16 protein-coding genes are annotated in these 16,092 nt (G+C 69.0%); 6 read left to right on the top strand and 10 right to left on the bottom strand.

Features of this window, described 5'->3' with window-relative positions; genetic code table 11:
- Nucleotides 1–33: 33 nt before the first annotated feature.
- The 4 genes from EBO15_RS03540 to EBO15_RS03525 are packed head-to-tail and all read left to right on the top strand — an operon-like array spanning nt 34 to nt 4,023.
- Nucleotides 34–534 carry an RNA polymerase sigma factor gene (locus EBO15_RS03540; protein WP_122192835.1) on the top strand — a complete coding sequence of 167 codons (501 nt, stop codon included), beginning with the start codon at nt 34–36 and terminating at the stop codon, nt 532–534.
- Nucleotides 535–575: 41 nt separating this feature from the next.
- On the top strand, nt 576–1,547 hold the full coding sequence (locus tag EBO15_RS03535) for a YbgA family protein (protein ID WP_233615916.1): 972 nt from the start codon (nt 576–578) through the stop codon (nt 1,545–1,547).
- Nucleotides 1,548–1,589: 42 nt separating this feature from the next.
- Nucleotides 1,590–3,119, top strand: coding sequence for an SDR family oxidoreductase (locus tag EBO15_RS03530; RefSeq protein ID WP_122192834.1), 1,530 nt, complete (start codon nt 1,590–1,592; stop codon nt 3,117–3,119).
- Entirely contained in the window at nt 3,109–4,023 is a 915-nt protein-coding gene (locus tag EBO15_RS03525) for an NAD(P)H-binding protein (RefSeq protein ID WP_122192833.1), read from the top strand. The genes EBO15_RS03530 and EBO15_RS03525 overlap by 11 nt, the downstream gene beginning before the upstream one ends.
- 164 nt (nt 4,024–4,187) lie before the next feature.
- Here the strand turns inward: EBO15_RS03525 and EBO15_RS03520 are convergent, their stop codons facing one another.
- The 8 genes from EBO15_RS03520 to EBO15_RS03485 form a co-directional block, all read right to left on the bottom strand.
- Nucleotides 4,188–4,826, bottom strand: coding sequence for a hypothetical protein (locus EBO15_RS03520; protein ID WP_147481367.1), 639 nt, complete (start codon nt 4,824–4,826; stop codon nt 4,188–4,190).
- Between the two features lie 4 nt (nt 4,827–4,830).
- Complete coding sequence (locus EBO15_RS03515) at nt 4,831–5,850, bottom strand: IS110 family transposase (RefSeq protein ID WP_267898377.1); 1,020 nt, start codon at nt 5,848–5,850, stop codon at nt 4,831–4,833.
- A gap of 114 nt (nt 5,851–5,964) precedes the next feature.
- Complete coding sequence (locus EBO15_RS03510) at nt 5,965–6,429, bottom strand: hypothetical protein (protein ID WP_122192830.1); 465 nt, start codon at nt 6,427–6,429, stop codon at nt 5,965–5,967.
- 42 nt (nt 6,430–6,471) lie between these two features.
- Nucleotides 6,472–6,777, bottom strand: a complete 306-nt coding sequence (locus tag EBO15_RS03505) for a hypothetical protein (protein ID WP_122192829.1) — start codon at nt 6,775–6,777, stop codon at nt 6,472–6,474.
- A 131-nt stretch (nt 6,778–6,908) separates the two neighbouring features.
- Nucleotides 6,909–7,334 (bottom strand): hypothetical protein, encoded by a 426-nt coding sequence (locus EBO15_RS03500; RefSeq protein ID WP_122192828.1) that lies wholly within the window; start codon nt 7,332–7,334, stop codon nt 6,909–6,911.
- Complete coding sequence (locus EBO15_RS03495) at nt 7,334–7,804, bottom strand: helix-turn-helix domain-containing protein (RefSeq protein WP_122192827.1); 471 nt, start codon at nt 7,802–7,804, stop codon at nt 7,334–7,336. The genes EBO15_RS03500 and EBO15_RS03495 overlap by 1 nt, the downstream gene beginning before the upstream one ends.
- The gene (locus EBO15_RS03490; RefSeq protein WP_122192826.1) at nt 7,798–8,136 is read right to left on the bottom strand and encodes a hypothetical protein; all 339 of its coding nucleotides are present in this window, start codon (nt 8,134–8,136) and stop codon (nt 7,798–7,800) included. Before EBO15_RS03490 ends, EBO15_RS03495 begins: the two co-directional genes overlap by 7 nt.
- A 278-nt stretch (nt 8,137–8,414) precedes the next feature.
- Nucleotides 8,415–9,122: an ATP-binding protein gene (locus tag EBO15_RS03485; protein ID WP_122192825.1), complete on the bottom strand. Its 708-nt coding sequence runs from the start codon at nt 9,120–9,122 to the stop codon at nt 8,415–8,417.
- A 783-nt stretch (nt 9,123–9,905) separates the two neighbouring features.
- Between EBO15_RS03485 and EBO15_RS03475 the strand changes: the two genes are divergently transcribed.
- Complete coding sequence (locus EBO15_RS03475) at nt 9,906–10,760, top strand: helix-turn-helix domain-containing protein (RefSeq protein WP_122192823.1); 855 nt, start codon at nt 9,906–9,908, stop codon at nt 10,758–10,760.
- A gap of 13 nt (nt 10,761–10,773) precedes the next feature.
- Nucleotides 10,774–11,073, top strand: a complete 300-nt coding sequence (locus EBO15_RS47005; RefSeq protein WP_122192822.1) for a DUF397 domain-containing protein — start codon at nt 10,774–10,776, stop codon at nt 11,071–11,073.
- Here the strand turns inward: EBO15_RS47005 and EBO15_RS03465 are convergent.
- Together EBO15_RS03465 and pglW are read right to left on the bottom strand one after the other, a co-directional pair.
- Entirely contained in the window at nt 10,955–11,596 is a 642-nt protein-coding gene (locus EBO15_RS03465) for a hypothetical protein (protein WP_199744306.1), read from the bottom strand. The genes EBO15_RS47005 and EBO15_RS03465 overlap by 119 nt on opposite strands.
- A gap of 52 nt (nt 11,597–11,648) precedes the next feature.
- Nucleotides 11,649–16,082 (bottom strand): BREX system serine/threonine kinase PglW, encoded by a 4,434-nt coding sequence (gene pglW / locus EBO15_RS03460; RefSeq protein ID WP_122192821.1) that lies wholly within the window; start codon nt 16,080–16,082, stop codon nt 11,649–11,651.
- Nucleotides 16,083–16,092: the final 10 nt, after the last annotated feature.

The raw sequence follows: 16,092 nt of genomic DNA, 5'->3' as shown, positions 1-16,092 counted from the left end.
AAGTTTTGAAGCGATTTCGGAGGACGTGACGCGATGACGACCCTGACCGAACGCCTCTCCCGCGGGGAGGAGTCCGCACTCACGGAGTGTTACCGGATTCTCGGTCCGCGCGTCCGCCGCCATGTCGCCCGCCTGGTGCCGTCCGCGGACGTGGACGACATCGTCCAGGCCGCCTTCTGGGAGCTGTGGCGGACCCGTGAGCGCCTGAACGCCGACCGTGAGCTGGGGCCGTGGCTGCTCACCATCGCCCGGCGCCGGGCCGTCGACCGGCTCCGGTCCGAGGCCGCGCGGCGGCGCCGGGTCCTGCGGGCGGCGGGCCGTCCCGGCACGTCCGATCCGTGTCCGGTCGTCGACACGGTCTGCGACGTGCGCGCGGCGCTGGCCGTCCTGCCCCCGCGGCAACGGCAGGCGATCGCCCTGGCCCATTACGAACAGCTCACCCAGCGGGAGATCGCCGAACGGCTGCGGATCCCGATCGGGACCGTCAAGGCGCGCACCGCCTCCGGCATGCGGAGGATGCGAGAGCTGCTGTGACCTCACCGACGCACGCGCACGCACCCGCGGAGGACGGGCGGATCCCCTGGTGGGACGAGGCACGGCCGCGGCTGGCGGTGTCGAGCTGCCTGCTGGGCGCGCCCGTCCGCTACAACGGCGCGCACAGCAGGGACCGGTTCCTCACCGGGCCGCTGTCCCGGCACGTCGACTGGACGCCGGTCTGCCCGGAGATGGAGATCGGCCTGGGCGCGCCGCGACCCGCGATGCGGCTGCGCACGGACGGGCACCTCGTCACCCGGGACGGCGGTCGCGACCTCACCCGGGACATGGTCGCCCTCGCCGAACGCCGGCTCCCCGAGCTGGACGAGATCGACGGATACGTCCTGAAGTCCCGCTCCCCCAGCTGCGGGCTGCTCAAGCTGCCGCGCTACGCGTCCGGCCGTCCCGGGGAACGCTCCGACGGCCAGCCGGTCGACCACGACGGCCGCGGGATCTTCGCCGCCCTGCTGCTGGACGCCTACCCGGACCTCCCCGTCGAGGAGAGCGGCCGCCTGAACGACCCGGTGCTGCGCGAGCACTTCGTCGAGCGGGTGTTCGCCCAGGCCAGGCTCCGCGCGTTCTTCGCCGCCGACTGGCGGTCCCGCGACCTCGTCGCCTTCCACAGCCGCCACAAGATGCAGTTGCTCGCGCACTCCCCGGAGGGATACCGCGAGACCGGACGGATCGTCGCCCGCGCGGGCGGGCGTCCGCGAGCGGACCTGGAAGGCGACTACCGCCGCGCATTCACGGCCGCCCTCGCCGTCCGCGCCGGTCGGGGCCGCCACACCAACGCCCTCCAGCACGTGCTGGGATTCCTCAGCGACGTTCTCGACCCGACGCGCCGCCACGACATCCTCACCGCCATCGACGCCTACCGGAAGGGGCAGACGCCCCTGACCGTCCCGATCGCCCTGCTGCGCCACCACGCCGAGGGCGAGCACTTCGACTACCTCGCGACGCAGACGTACCTCGCCCCGTTCCCCAACGACCTTCTGCTGCGCAACAACCTGTGACCCCCGTCGGGGCCAGGCCAGGCGAACGGACGGAGACGGACCGTGGACGCACCTGCCGAGAACCATGACGGACGGCTGTGCCTGGTGACCGGGGCCAGCGGCTACATCGGCGGACGCCTGGTCCCCGAGCTGCTGGACGCCGGATACCGCGTGCGGTGCATGGCCCGTTCGGCGCGGCGGCTGCGCGACCATCCCTGGGCCGGGCGCGTGGAGATCGCCGAGGCCGACGCGACCGACCCGGCGTCGACGCGCCGCGCCCTGGACGGCGTGGACGTCGCCTACTACCTGATCCACGCGATCGGCGGTGAGGGACGCTTCAGCGAGACCGACCGCCGCGCCGCCCGCACCTTCGCCGCGGCGGCCCGCGACGCCGGTGTGGAACGGCTGGTCTACCTGGGCGGCATGGCTCCGGAGGAGGAGCTCTCGCCGCATCTGGCGTCCCGTGCCGAGGTCGGCCGGATCATGCTGGACGCCGGAGTCCCCGCCGCCTGGCTGCGCGCCGCGGTGATCATCGGGTCGGGGTCGGCGTCGTTCGAGATGCTACGGTACCTGACCGAGCGGCTGCCGGTGATGGTCACTCCGCGCTGGGTCCACACGCGCATCCAGCCGATCGCGATCCGGGACGTCCTGCACTACCTGGTGGCGTCCGCCGCCCTGCCCGCCGACGTCAGCCGGGGCTTCGACATCGGCGGTCCGGACGTCCTCACCTACCGGGAGATGATGCGGCGCTACGCCGCCGTCGCCGGGCTGCGGCGGCGGCTCATCATCCCGGTGCCCGTGCTGAGCCCGTGGTTGTCGAGCCTGTGGGTCGGGGCGATCACCCCGGTGCCGGGCCGGCTGGCGCGTCCGCTGGTGGAGTCGCTGCGCAACGAGGTGATCTGCCGCGAGCACGACATCGCCCGTCACATCCCTCCGCCGGCGAGGGGGCCGACCGGGTTCGAGCGCTCGGTGGCGCTGGCGCTGCGGCGCATCCAGGAGGCCGACGTCGCGACGCGCTGGTCGTCGGCGAGCGTCCCGGGCGCGCCGAGCGACCCGCTCCCCACCGACCCGGACTGGGCGGGCGGCAGCCTCTACACCGACGAGCGGGCCCGGGACACCGGCGCCCCGCGACAGCGGCTCTGGGAGGTCATCGAGGGCATCGGCGGGGAGCGCGGCTGGTACTCCTTCCCGCTCGCCTGGAGCGTCCGCGGCGTCCTGGACCGCCTGGTGGGCGGGGTCGGCCTGCGCCGCGGGCGCCGCGATCCGCGCCGGCTCAGGATCGGTGAGACGGTCGACTTCTGGCGTGTGGAGGAGATCGAGCCCGGGCGGCTCCTCCGCCTGCGCGCCGAGATGCGCCTCCCCGGCCTGGCCTGGCTCGAACTGCGCATAGCCGAGCACGACGGCCGGGTCCGCTACGTCCAGCGGGCCCTGTTCCACCCGAGAGGGCTCCTCGGCCACCTCTATTGGTGGGCGTTCAAGCCGTTCCACAACCGCGTGTTCGGCGGCATGTGCCAAGGAGTGGCCGAGGCCGCCGAGAAGCCCCGTCCACGCACCCCGCATGTTCTTGCAGGAGGCGAACGCCATGCCCGTTGAATCTGTTCTCGTCACCGGCGCCGGGGGCGGCGTCGGCGGAGTCGGACGAAGGGTCCTCGAACGGTTGCGGGCGCAGAGCGTGCCTGTCAGGGCTCTCGTCCACCACGACGACGAACGCGCCGCCGAGTTGAGGGCGATGGGTGGAGTCGAGGTGATGGTCGGTGACCTCACCCGCGGCGCGGACGTGGTCAAGGCATTGGCCGGCTGCCGGCGGGCCTACTTCGGCATGAGCGTCTCACCCGCCTACCTGGAGGCGGCGACGACGGTGGCCGCCGTCGCCCGGGAGAGCGCGACCCTGGAACTGCTGGTGAGCATCTCCCAGATGACCGTTTCGCAGATGGACCTCACCAGCGACACCGAGTCCGGGCAGCAGCGGCTGCACTACCTGGCCGAACACGTCCTCGGCTGGTCCGGGGCGCCGGTCGTCCACGTCCGGCCCACCGTCTTCATGGAGAACCCGCTCTTCGCCAGGGTCGCGGCCGCCTCGATCCGGCGGGACGACACGATCCGCCTGCCCTTCGGCCCGGCCCGAACCTCACCGATCGCCGCCGCCGACGTGGCCGACGTCATCGCGGCACTCCTGCTCGCGCCTGTCCCTCTTGACCATCACGTCTACGAGCTGACCGGAGCCCGATCCCGCGACATGACGGCGATAGCGGCCGAGTTCTCCGCCGCCCTGGGACGTGAAGTGACCTACGTCGACGTCCCCTACCGGGAATGGCTGGAACACGACCTCAAGCCCCAGAACCTGCCGGCCCATGTCTTCGAGCACATCGCCACCATGGCCAGGCTCCACAGCGAGAACCGCTACGACCGGGTGACAACCGACGTCGCCACCCTCCTCGGCCGCCCCCCACAGGGCTTCGACACCGTCATCAGGAACACCCTCGCCCAGCGCCCATGAACGGTCAGTGCCCAGATGCGTTGGCGTCTCACAAAGGGATTGCTCCGACGGTGAAAGGGAGACCTCGACGCATCTCGCTGGCGTGTGCCAAGCCGAACCGCCAGCATGGACGAAGGTGACCACGTGGTGAGGTGACCAGGTCGCCTGAGTGGCGGCAGCGGCTCCTATCCCATGAAACGGACAGGCTCGTCGAGGACGGCAGCGGCGTTCTCCAAGTCCGCAAGCCGAGCCGCGAGCGTGGCCATGGCCAGCCGCTCGGGTAGCGCTTCAGAGAACTTCAGCCCTCGCAGCGCCCTTTCGTCGACGTCGGGCAGGCAGAGTCGTTCAGCCGCATCGGTGACACCCGATCGCCAGATATCGCGGGTGAGGTCGGAACGGAGTCGGATCCAGTCGTCCTGGAATCGCTGCTTCTCGTCGGTCACGCCCGCCAGGGTCGCGGCCAGCACCGCGTTGGCCCGATAGCCCGCCCAGGTCCACCAGCGCACATCCTCACCATCGCGGCTGATGACGAGTCCGCCCGGATGCACGCTCCCAACGTCGTCGTCTCGCGCTTCCGCAAGTCCTCTGACCGCACGGTCGGTCAACTCGACCTCTGGGCTTTCACCCAGCAGAACCGAGCGGCACGCGCGGCTCAGTTCGAAGCTCGTCCCGCCGACGGCCGCGCCGAACCAACGGGCTTTGCCAGGAAGGTCGGACGGCTCGACAAAGCAACGGCGGCGCTTCCAGTCGATCCAGGTGACGCGCCAGTTGCGGCCCGCCAGCAGCAGGACGCGGGGCCCTGCGACCTTCTCGGTCAGCAGCATGGGATCAGTCCGGCCGATCTCCCGTCGGCCCGACAGCACGGTGAACTGAGGCGGTGCCGTGAAGACAGCGGTCATGTCCATGAAGTGGCGGCGGCCGAAGCGCTCCTCCGCAGCCGGACCGATGAAGAAGTACTCGCCGTCCCTCTCCACGAAGCCGTGGTCGAGCAGATGACGGATGATCGGCGACGAACTCGGCGCCGAGCAGGACGCCGATGCCGGGCATGCTGACGATCACCTCGGCGGACGGATGGCGACGAAACCGGTCCTCGATGAGAGCGTCGAGGTCTTTGAGCTGCTCGTTGAGGGTGGTCACCCCCTGGGCGAGCTGGGCGGCCAAGAGCGCGGCCGTCCGCTCGGCGGGCAGGGTGGTGTGTTGGGACTGCGCGGCGGTGACGGCCTTGGCCGCCAGAGCGGCGGCGTTGCGGACCTTGCGATCTTTCAGCCAGGTCGTGAGGCCGCCGACACCGATCGCGCGCAGCGCGGTCGGTGTCTGGAAGCCGGTCAGCAAGGTCAGCGGGCCCTTGGTCGTCAGGTCCAGAGCGCGCTGGAGGGCGGGGCAGATGGCCAGCAGCTGATCGTGCAACCGGTTGACCGCCCGGGTGCGGTCGGCGGCCAGGTCCTTGCGGCGGGCCACCAGCATCCGCAACTCGACGACCAGGTCGTCGTCGCCGTCCAGGACGGTCAGGTCGCGCCGCATCCGCGCCTGGTCGGCGATGATCAGGGCGTCCTTGGCGTCGGTCCTGCCCGCGCCGCGGTAGCCCTCGGCGGCCCGGTTGACCACCATGCCGGGCACGTAGACGACCTTCTGACCGTGGTCGAGCAGCAGCGTCAGCAACCGCACCGACTCGCTGCCGTGCAGGTCGATCGCCCAGGTCACCTCCTCGGCCAGGCCAAGAACGTCCCCGATCGTCTCCAGCAGCGCGGTCTCGTCGTTGGCGACCCGGCGGGAGAACACCCGCTCGCCGTCACCGTTGACGACCGCCACGTGATGATGCTCTCGGCCGATGTCCGCACCGGCCCACACTCGCGTCAACTCGACCCTCTCACCAGCAGGTTCTGTGTTCAGCCCGCAGACGACCTCGCCGTCAGGTCCCTACTCAGCGATCGGTTCGCAGCTCTTAATCAGAGGCCGAGTCCGTCACGAAGGGGCGGGCGGCGAGTCGTCGGGAGCCACACGAACGGCAGACCACTGAAAGCCACACCCGCCCCTTCCGGGGCATCTGAACCCTACGAGCCCAGATGCCTCAACGGTAGGGACCACTGATCCCCCCTTGGAATCAACCATCTCGTCGCCGTAGGGCGCCGTGAACGCCTGGTCGAGCAGCTCCGTGGTCCAGCCACCGTCGGACTTGCGGTCAAGGTTCGGAAGATCGCCCTCGTCCTCGCCGTCCAGGGCGATGCCGAGCAGGCCGGCGAACTGCTCGTCTCCGAGCCTCTCGCGCATGTTGCGGGCGTCCGCGAGCATCGCGTCGCTGCGGTAGACCGGCGGAGCGGACAGCCCGAGCCGCCGGGCCTCCCGCGCATATCCGCCGAGGATGGCCGAGCCCAGGTCGGTCGCACCGATCAGGTGGAAGGGAATCATGAGGAACCGGCGGTCCCTCATCCACTCCTTCTCGTGGTCGTCGATGAGAGTCCGCAGCCTGTCCTAACGCTTGGCCGCCGGGTCGCCCGACAGGACGGCGTGCAGAACGGTAAGGAAGTGGCTCTCACCTGAGCCAAAGGAACCACGCAGGTAGGCGGCCTCGGACTCGTTCCTGGTGACGGCGCCCTTCACCATGCCAAGCGCGGTAGCGAAGGCGCGTTCGAGCTGGTCGGTGACGACGTACTCGTCCACCCGGCGCGCGACGTCGTCGAACCCTCCGGACAGCTCGACCTTGAAGTCACCGGCGTGCACCATCTCGGGGATGACCAGCACGTCCCGCAGGTACACCACGTCCGCCGCCCCGCTCATGCCGACACCACCGCGCAGTCCGCCACCGTTGTCCCCATTCTTCGGGCGTTTTCCGGGCACCAAAGATAGTGGGCGAGGTGGCAGCTTGACCTGATGTTTACAGGAGGGTGATCAACCTGGATCGATCGTGTTCACGCGGACTCAACGGCCGGCTTCACCACGTAGAGCTCAACCTGCTCGGACTGTTCGGTACCGTCGGAGAAGCGAGCAGTCACCCGGATCGCATGCGTGCCGTACGCCACCGGCACAAAGAGGACCTCGGCGGGAACGTCGAGCGTGGGCCGAACCTCCGGCCACGGCACCTGCCCGCCCAGCTTCGCTTGCACCTCGAAGGACGTCATCACCTGGTCGCCAGGGTCGAGCATGGCGAAAAGTACCGTTACCTCGTCATCCGCGGCCAGCTCACCTGCATCAATGTGAGCGATCACCGCCCGCCTGTTCTGGGTGGGCAGAGACGGGGTGACAACGACGTTCTGATTCAGCCCGATCAGGGTGATCGCGCCGCGGGCATCGACCCCCAAACCCTCGGCAAGCAGTAGGCCGTCCAGCCGTGCCATCAGTGCCCTCCTGCCAGCGGCGGTGAGACCGAAGGCGAACGCCACTCGGAGATCCGGGGGCCGACACTGGAGTCACTCGACGCGTTCTTGATCTGGACGATCATCGAGACACTCGACGTTGTCCTGCCAGCCGTGGCATTCGCCCAGTTGGTCGAGGCTTCCCGAGCGCGTCCCTGCAGAGCCGCCTGCCTCGGCCTCCCCGCCTCGACGAGGGTCAGTGTCGCCTCGTATCCCATGGCATGGAGGTATTCGGCGAGCGTGTCGATCCGCACATTGCCGTCACCTCGGAAGACCTGGTTGACGGCCGAGCGCCGGATCCCCAGCCGCTTGGCGACCTCCGCCTGCGTCAGGCCGGAGGACTTGAGTGACCGGTGCAGCAGGTTGAGCGCGCCTCGACGCAGTCGCGCGGCTGCAAGTCCCCGCTTACCTTCGGGCGTCCGAGCAAGGCGCTCATAGAAGCCGTCTAGCATTTGCGGTCCTCCTCAATGATCGCCAGGCCCCGACGGATGTGAGCCCTCGGTATCTTGCCCTCCGCCGTCTTCCCCTTGGCCTTCTCGAAGACATGCGTGATCCGGGCGATCCTGCCGTGCTCGGCGTCCATCAGCTCGTAGTAGGGGAGCCGCAGTTCCGTGGTCTTGAGCTCCCAGAGCTCGCCCTCGAGTTGACGGTGCTGAAGCGGGTTCTCCAGTACACCGGTCGCGCCGAGCTCCTCCAGCAGGATGGCCACATCGAACGCCTGACGCCGCTTCCTCTTCGAGCGCGCCGTGGCCAAGCCCAGCAGGTACTCGGTTGCCTGCTCCACGCGGTCACGATCTCGCGCAGCCTCAATCACGACAGTTCGCCCCGGTTCCAGTACGGTCCGTGCGCAAGTGGGACACGACTCCCGCTCCCGTACAGTCAAAACTGTACCCTCCCGTCCTGGCCCTGCCGAGGGGCGATCGCGGATTCCCGAGGTTAGGAGAGTCAGGGCACGATCGCAGGAAGTCGACGAATCTTGCTGCAGGCACATCAGAACGCCGCAGATGGGCAGGGCCGCCGCGGACCGGCGCCACGCGCGCGGCCCTGCCGCTTTGCGAGGGTTCAGGGGGAATCGACGTGGGCGATGATGGCCTCGATCGCCTCCTGGGTGTTCGGCAGCGGCACGTGGACCAGCTCGCCGTCCGCGCCGCACCAGGTGTAGTGCGTGCTGGTGATCTCCACGCACAACTCCTCGACCGTCACCAGCACCGACGTGTCGAATTCGTTGATGTGCGCGGCGAAAAGGCCCCGCAGGCACAGCTCGATCAGCAGCCCGCATCCGGCCTGCAGCGGCGTGACCGTCTCGCACGGCTCCAGCCACGCGTCCGGAAGAGCCAGTGAGAACCACACCGCCTTGCCACTGACAGGACACGGCCGCAGCCGCGACCTGCTGCAGTGCGTGCCCATGTCCTCGGCGAGCGCGGCCACGATCGCCAGACCCTTCCCCGACTCGGCGAGGAGGTCCCGGCACACCGGCGTGACCAACTCACGAGGATCGGCGTCGAACACCGACACGACCAGCGCGGGGTGCGGAGTGGTCCTCACCCATACCCAGAGCTCGGCCGCCTCCCCGTTGGCGTGCACCAAGGCATTGGTGCTGAGCTCCGACACCGCGAGCGTCCCGTCGTCGATCAGGTCGGCCGGAAGACCCATCTCGTGCATCACGATCGAGAGCGCCGATCGCGCCACCGATGCGCACGTCCGGTCGGGCGGCAACGGGAACACCCGCGCCTCCCCTGCCATCAGGACGGGCGTGTCGCTGCTCAGCACAACCCACCCCGCAGTTCCCGCTCGCCACGCGGAGCGTCCTGTGCGCAGCACTCGTACGGACACGCGGACGGCTCAGCGGACCGACCGCGCAGCACACGCCGCACCAGCCCACCCCGACCGTTCTCTCCGAGGTGCGAGCCGGACCCGGACGGCGGCATCGCCACACCCTCCGCATGCACCGGCGCGAACCGCATCAGCCTCGGCTTGGATGAGACGTCCACGTCCGGCCAAGGCGAGACGGGCGGCATGACCGCCTGCCCGCCCCCAGACTGCGTAGCCAGCAGCCGCACGAGCTCGTCGGCATCGCGGGCCTCGATCAGCCTGCCGTCCCGCGACAGGAACCAGAAGCTCCCGGTCTTCTCTCCGTACCAGCAGACCATCCGCGGGCACCAAACCCGCAACACAGCCAGCACCTCCACCGGCCTCCGGCCGACGCCCAGCGCAGTGCGCTGAGGCGCGAACTGCAACTGAACGGGTGGCCTCTCAGAGCAGGCCGCCGCCGCTCCCCCCGCGGCCGGTTTCGTGGGATCGTAGATCACAGTCGGACCTCCGTTGTCCGATCAGGTCCCGGCCGGTGTGCAACCACCGCGTCCGGGACCGCCTCTTTTCCGAACCTCCCCAGGAAAACGATCTTCCACTGGGGCTTCTCCGCTCCCCAGAGTGAACCCGCAAGCTAGAATCTGCAATGCAGAAATTCAAATCAGTCCAAAACGCGTTTGGATGTCCGGTTGCAGGTGATCGAACTATCGTCGTCACGACACAGCCCCATCCTGGAGATGCACCGTGAATGATCAAAGGCGCAGCCCAACCGTGCGCCGACGTCGCCTTGGGATTGAATTGCGCAAATTGCGCGAGTCCAACGAGATGACCGCGCAGGACGTAACAAGATCGCTGGAGTGGTCTCCTGGCAAGGTCACCCGCCTCGAGAAGGCACAGGCGGTCAAGCCGATGGTCGTAGACACCCGTCTGCTGCTCGATCTCTACCGCGTCACCAGCGACGACCCCAGGTACGACGAGCTCGTCACCTTGACACGCCAGGCACGGCAACGCGGCTGGTGGAACTCCTACAAGGACGTCCTCGACGACTCGTACGTCGAGTTCGAGGCCGGGGCAGCGAGAATCCATGGGTTCCAGCTCTCGGTGATCCCTGGACTGCTCCAAACTCCCGAGTATGCGACCAGCTTGATCCGCGGCAACCTCACCCGCGACCCGACTGAGGTCGAGCGCCTGGTACAGCTCCGTATGCGTCGTCAGGAGTTGCTCAGCGACCCGCATCCGCCGTACTTCTGGACAATCATCGATGCCAGCGCCGTCATGCGCCCCTTCGGCAACGTCGAGGATCAGCGTGCGCAGCTACAACGCCTCATCGATACCGATCACATGGAGCACGTCAACATCCAGATTCTGCCCCTGGACGCTGGGCCCCATCCGGGCCTGGCGGGATCGTTCGTCGTCCTGGACTTCCCTGATGAAGACCCGAGCCTGGTGTACCTGGAGACGCAACAAACCAGCATCTACCTCGAAGAAAGCGAGGAACTCCAGCGCTATGGCATGATCTTTCAGCATCTCAGCGCCATGGCCTTGAGCCCGGACGCCAGCGTCGCATACTTGAAGGATCTTGCTGGCCAGCTCGGCTGACGACGGAGGAACCATGCCCGAGGACCTTGCGGTGACACCAGAAACCGCTTGGCGGAAGTCCAGCCACAGCCAGGGCAGCAGCGGCGACTGCGTCGAAATAGCCGAGCTCACCAACAGCGTGATTGCTGTACGTGATTCCAAGCTCGTCCAGGCGCCCCTGCTCACACTCGCCCGTGCTGCCTTCGCAGACCTAATCACCATCGTCCGCCTAAGAACTCCGGGGTCTGGAGCAGCGCGTACGTCTTCCGAGCGTGTGTCGAGAGGTCCTGGTAAAGGTCACCGAGGAAGCGAGTCCCCAGATCCGGGTCGGTGAAGTCGTGGACGGACTCACCGTCAGATCCAACACGTCGCCAGAACTTCAGCAGATCGCTTGCTGCCTCGTAGGACGGCTTCAACTCCCAGAGAGGGTTGTGGTCACGGTCGAACAGACCCGCGACCGTCCCGTTGGTCCAGGCGAGATGGTCGAAGGCGGTGATGAGCCAGTCGCGGTCGTTCTTCTCCGGATGTTCGCGGAAGAATCTCTGGTGGCGTTCATCCGCCACGACCAGGCGTTCGCCGGGACCAGCGATCCACGGGTCGGTGATTAGGCCGTTGTCCTCGCAGAACCGGACGAAGACCGTTGCCAAGATCCAAGCCACCGCTGCCTGCGTCACGCGATCATCGCGCCATGCGCCGTAGGTTGCCGCGGTGCGCTGGGCTGCGCGGGCCCGCTCGTACTCCGCTTGCAGGGCCTGGTGGTACTTCGGTTCGGGCTCAGTCCGTTCGCGCAGGTCGTCTTCCAGGGCTGTGACCTGCTTTCGCAGGTCCTTCAGCAGGGCGGCCTGGTTCACGGTCACTCGATTGTCCTCTCCGAAAACGGCTCACGAAGGGTCGAACAGGAACGAGGGGTTACGCTGCGCGGGGGCCGTGGAGGCGCTCAACGGACTCCCGGTCGAGCACCACCCACTCGGCGTCGCCGCCGATGGCCTCGACGGTTCGGCCGTCCAGGTTCGGCAGGGCGCGTGGGGACTCCGACGGGCACAGCAGCCACAGCCCGTGCGGGGCATCGCCGGGGCGGCGGGCTGCTTTCTGTAGATCCGCCAGCAGCTGGCGTCCGCCCACGTCGAAGTAGCGGGCCAGCAGGCCCGCGTTGTGGAGGAGCAACACGCCGGTTTCCCGGGTCAGCAGAGCGTCACGAGTGTTGTCCATGACACGGGTGACGAACGAGCGGAGGCCGCCAGGGACCTTCCCCTGCTCGGTCATCCGCTCGTCTGCCCGAAGTACCTGGGACCAGTCCACGCCTTGTTCGTCCGCAAGCTTGCGGAACTCGGTCAGAAAGACCTCGGCGACGTCGACCAGGACGACCGGGTATCGGTCCGCGAGAGCTTCGGCGAGGCCGGGGAGGCGCTTGTAGTGCACCGTCAGTGCCAGGAATCCGCCTTGGCGGTGTGCCGAGTCCAGTTTGGCGGCGACGGCGTCTTGGTGCACCTGTTCCGGTGTCGCCACCCCGCGGCCGAGCGGCTTGCTTGTCGCGGTGATCGACGACGTGAGTGCCGGAGCCGGGGCCGGGGGCAGGAACCTTTTCTGCTCACGGCCGTAGACGAGCGGGAAACCGGCGTCCTGTAGTGCCGCCTCCATCGTGATGTACGTGGGCGATGAGGCGTAGGCATCAAGGTCAGGGAATGCAGCCTGGACCTTGGACATCAACCTGTCCAGGGTGATGCCGTCCGGGTGGCGGACGCCCGCTCCGGCCTGTGCCAACCGCAACGCCTTCGCCAGGGGAAGGTCACGCCGGTAGAGCTGCATTCCCGGCGACATCAGCACGCCCGGCGCGATGGCCGCGGCAAGGGCGATCAGGCGGGCGTCGGCGAGTGCGGCCATTCCTTCGGGAGGCGTGACGGCCCGCAGCGCTCGCAGGACCTCCGCGCGGCCTGGCAGTGGCTCGGCCTCTGCCAGAGAGGCGGCTTCGCCGCCGAGCTTGTCGGCGTAGTCGGCGAGTTCGCTGGGGGTGGGGTCGTCGGTCCCGGGCAGGGATTCGAGGGCGACGAGCACCTTGCCTCGCTGGCGCAGGCGGGCCAGTCTCGGCTCGTCCTCCTCCGACTGGCCGACTCCGACGTACATCTCGGCCTCGACGGCGGCGCGTACGACGGCCAGGGCCATGGCGGCGACGGTCTCGGGAGCGAGGCCCGACGCGGCTCCGTGGCGGACGCGCAGGGCGGCGGCAAGCTCGCCCGCGGTCGCCACGCCTCCCAGGGCGCCGAGCCGTTCGACGATCTCCGCACGGACGGGATCGAGCCAGCTTGCAGCGGCCCAGTCGGCGGTCGCCGCCTTGTGGTGTCGTGACACGGTCGCCTGGGTGAGGCTGTGCCTCTTGGCGACTTCACCCTGGGTGGGCCAGCCGAGATCTGGAAGGGTGCCGTCCGGTGCGGGCAGGCCGAGCAGCAGCCGCAGAACCTCATTCTTGCTGGAGCTCTTCCGCGTACTGGATGGAACGAGGAGCGCGGCGAGCTCGTCGACGCGCAGACGGTCCCGGTCTTCCGTCGCAGGGGAGGGCGTCGCCGGGCCGGTGGGCGAGCTTCCGGCTACGGTCTTGTCTCCGGCATCGCCGGTGGGTTCGGGTGTGCCGTACTTGGCGGTCCACTGCCTGTGGCGGAGGTTGAGCTCCTTGCGGGCGATCGCGCCCGCGCCGCGGGCCCTGAAGATCAGATATGGGGGCACCCGCAGGAGCTGGCCGATCGTGGTCGCGCCGAACCGTCGGGCCACCGATACCCCTCGCGGCGACAGGCCCGCGGCCTCGAGTGGCGTATCCAGCGTCGCAACCTCGGCGGCGGCGTCGCGGGCGGCCTGGAGCGCTTCGCGGTCGAGGATGGGGTCGGTGTTCTCGCCGCTGGCCGTGATGGGTGCACCGGCTGGTGCACCCACCGGGGCGGTCTGGTCTGCCTGTTGGAAGATGGCCCGCCAGGCCGACGTCATCTGGGCGAGCGACTCGAACCGTTGCGAGGTGTCTCGGTGCAGCGCCTTCCGGAAGTAGGCGGTGAGGCCCTCGCGCAGGGCGGGTTCGAACACGTCCTCGGCGATGCGCGGCAGGTCGTCGGCGGCGGTGCGCGGGTCGGTCTTGCCGTCGCCCCAGACGGGCCGCTCGCTGGAGGCCATCTCGTGGAGGGTCACCGCGGCGGCGTACCACTCGGCGTGGTCGTCGAAGAACGGGCGGCTGAGCTGGCCGACGAAGGGGTCGACGTAGCCGCGGGTGCCTGCGGTGATGTCGCTGTCGGACACGCCCGCGTGGGAGAAGTCCAGCAGCTTCAGTGCCCAGGTGCGGTCGGCTCGCAGGAGGACGCCGAAGTTCTCCGGCTTGAGGTCCCGGTGCCGCAGGCCCTCGGCCGCGAGTTGGTCCAGTGCCCGGAACAGGTCCTCGGAGAAGCGTTCGAGCTGGTGGTAGGTGAGCCTGCCCTCTTCGGTGAGGACGCGGGCGAGTGTGCGGTCACCGGCGAACTCCAGGTCGAGGACGGTGCGTCCGGCGACCTGGCGGGGGCCGTCGTACAGCTTGACGACCGCTCCGCCGCCGGCTTTGGCGAGCGCGTCCGCCTCGATCTGGAGCCGGTCGGCCCGAGACTCGTCCAGTGCGATCTTCAGGACGCGCCGCTGCACGACCTCCTCGCCGTCCTCGTCTTCGACCGGACGGGTGACGAGGATCGCGCGGGCGGTGCCGCCGGTGCCGAGCTGGCGTTCCATCCGCCAGGGCCCTTCGACGTCCCCGTCCACGGCCTGGCCGGGTTGCGCGATGAGCGGGTCCACCGCCTCCCAGTCCTGGTCGCCGGGCTCGCCGGCGGGGACGGCGTTGTCCTCCTCGGCCTCGTCCAGCAGGTCCAGGAACTCGTCGGCCGATGCCAGGCGGAGCGCGGGCTCACCGGCGGTCGCACGGTAGACGAGCTGGTCGAGGCCGTCGGCGACGGCGTACGGGTGCAGGCCCCCCGCTCCACGGCTCGACACCCGGTCGATGAGGGCCGGGCGGTCCGGCGCCGGCTGCTCGCCGGTGAGGATCAGGTAGGCGACCGCTCCCATGCCGAACACGTCCAGCTCGACGGGGTCGGCGTAGGAGTTCTCGAACTCGGGGGCCAGGTACACCTGAGCGGTGTCCTGGAGATGGGCGTCGGTCTGCGGGGAGTTGCCGATCGTGGTCGAGGTGTCGAAGTCCCGGGCGGCGGCCTGCCAGTCGATGATCCGCAGGACGGGCCGGGAGCCGTCGTCCGCGGACGACACGTACACCGACCGGGCCGCGAGTGCCCGGTGGTACAGCGATCGGTGGTGCGCGTACCGGACGGCCTCGGCGAGCTGGCGGACCAGGTCGAGCCGCGTCTCCGGCGTCAGTTCGGACGCGTACTGGTCGAGGTAGGTCTCCAGCGGCTGGTCCGCCGGGTCGTGCCGGAAGAGGATGGCCGGAGCACCGCGGTGGTCGCGGATCAGCTGGGCTTGGGCGATGCCGCGGTGGTTGATGCCTTGGAGCACCTCGTACTCTCGGCGCGCGGCGCGTTCGACCGAGACGTAGGTGTCTTGGGTGGCCTGCTTGCCGACCAGGTAGACGCGCACGCGCCCGGCCTCGTGGACGAGTCCGGTCCGTGCGGCGAGGCGGTCCTCCCAGGTCGGCCCGGAGTCGAGGACGTCGGAGTCGAGTCTCCAGCCGTCACCGAAGTCCAGGTGTGCCAGGGAGTGGGTGATGCCGATGGCCTCCATCAGCCTCGGCAGGTGCTGGGACAGGAGCGAGCCGACGCGACGCGCCTCGGTCTGCGGCGGGCGCCCCAGCAGGTCGGCCCAGATCTTCGACAGCCCGTGGGAGACGTCGTCGCGACCGTAGACGTTGCGGTCCTGGACCTCGTCGAGCCGGCTGACCAGTCCGATGTCGGAGAGGAACACCGCCGGCTCGATCCGGGGAATCCTGAGGCTCGAACCGGGAAGTACCTGGTGGACGGCCCATTGGAGCTGGCTCTTCAGCTCCTTGCTCTTCTGGTCGGTGAGGTGCAGCGGGTTGCGGATGCTCTTCGGACGAGCCGTGCCGTAGCGGAACGTCCACCAGCCGCCATTGTTGGAGACCTCTCCGCGGTGCCCCTTCAACTCGACGAGATACAGGCCGCCAGGGGTGGCGATGAAAAGGTCGCACTCGTTCACTCGGCCAGAGCGGGCGGTGAAGGAGAACGTCGCCCACGCGCGATAGGGTTCCGTCCGGGGCATCAGGTTCTTGACGAAGTCGAGGCCCTCCTGCTCCCAGGGGTACTCGGACGGCAGCTCCTGGAACCAGCGGCGCTGGGGCCTCGGAGGCCGTGGCACCGGCCCGCTCACGTCCGCCACCGACAATCCT

Source organism: Actinomadura harenae (assembly GCF_003696215.1).
Classification (GTDB): domain Bacteria; phylum Actinomycetota; class Actinomycetes; order Streptosporangiales; family Streptosporangiaceae; genus Spirillospora; species Spirillospora harenae.
Note: the sequence above shows the minus strand (reverse complement) of the source record. Positions and strands in the feature narration are given on the sequence as shown.

Bases quoted from the DNA above. Each gene is read 5' to 3' on its own strand.
- EBO15_RS03525 (WP_122192833.1), top strand. From the start codon at position 3,109: ATGCCCGTTGAATCTGTTCTCGTCACCGGCGCCGGGGGCGGCGTCGGC.
- EBO15_RS03540 (WP_122192835.1), top strand. From the start codon at position 34: ATGACGACCCTGACCGAACGCCTCTCCCGCGGGGAGGAGTCCGCACTC.
- EBO15_RS03495 (WP_122192827.1), bottom strand. From the start codon at position 7,804: ATGCTAGACGGCTTCTATGAGCGCCTTGCTCGGACGCCCGAAGGTAAG.
- EBO15_RS47005 (WP_122192822.1), top strand. From the start codon at position 10,774: ATGCCCGAGGACCTTGCGGTGACACCAGAAACCGCTTGGCGGAAGTCC.
- EBO15_RS03510 (WP_122192830.1), bottom strand. From the start codon at position 6,429: ATGAGGGACCGCCGGTTCCTCATGATTCCCTTCCACCTGATCGGTGCG.
- EBO15_RS03500 (WP_122192828.1), bottom strand. From the start codon at position 7,334: ATGGCACGGCTGGACGGCCTACTGCTTGCCGAGGGTTTGGGGGTCGAT.
- EBO15_RS03520 (WP_147481367.1), bottom strand. From the start codon at position 4,826: ATGCTGCTGACCGAGAAGGTCGCAGGGCCCCGCGTCCTGCTGCTGGCG.
- EBO15_RS03505 (WP_122192829.1), bottom strand. From the start codon at position 6,777: ATGAGCGGGGCGGCGGACGTGGTGTACCTGCGGGACGTGCTGGTCATC.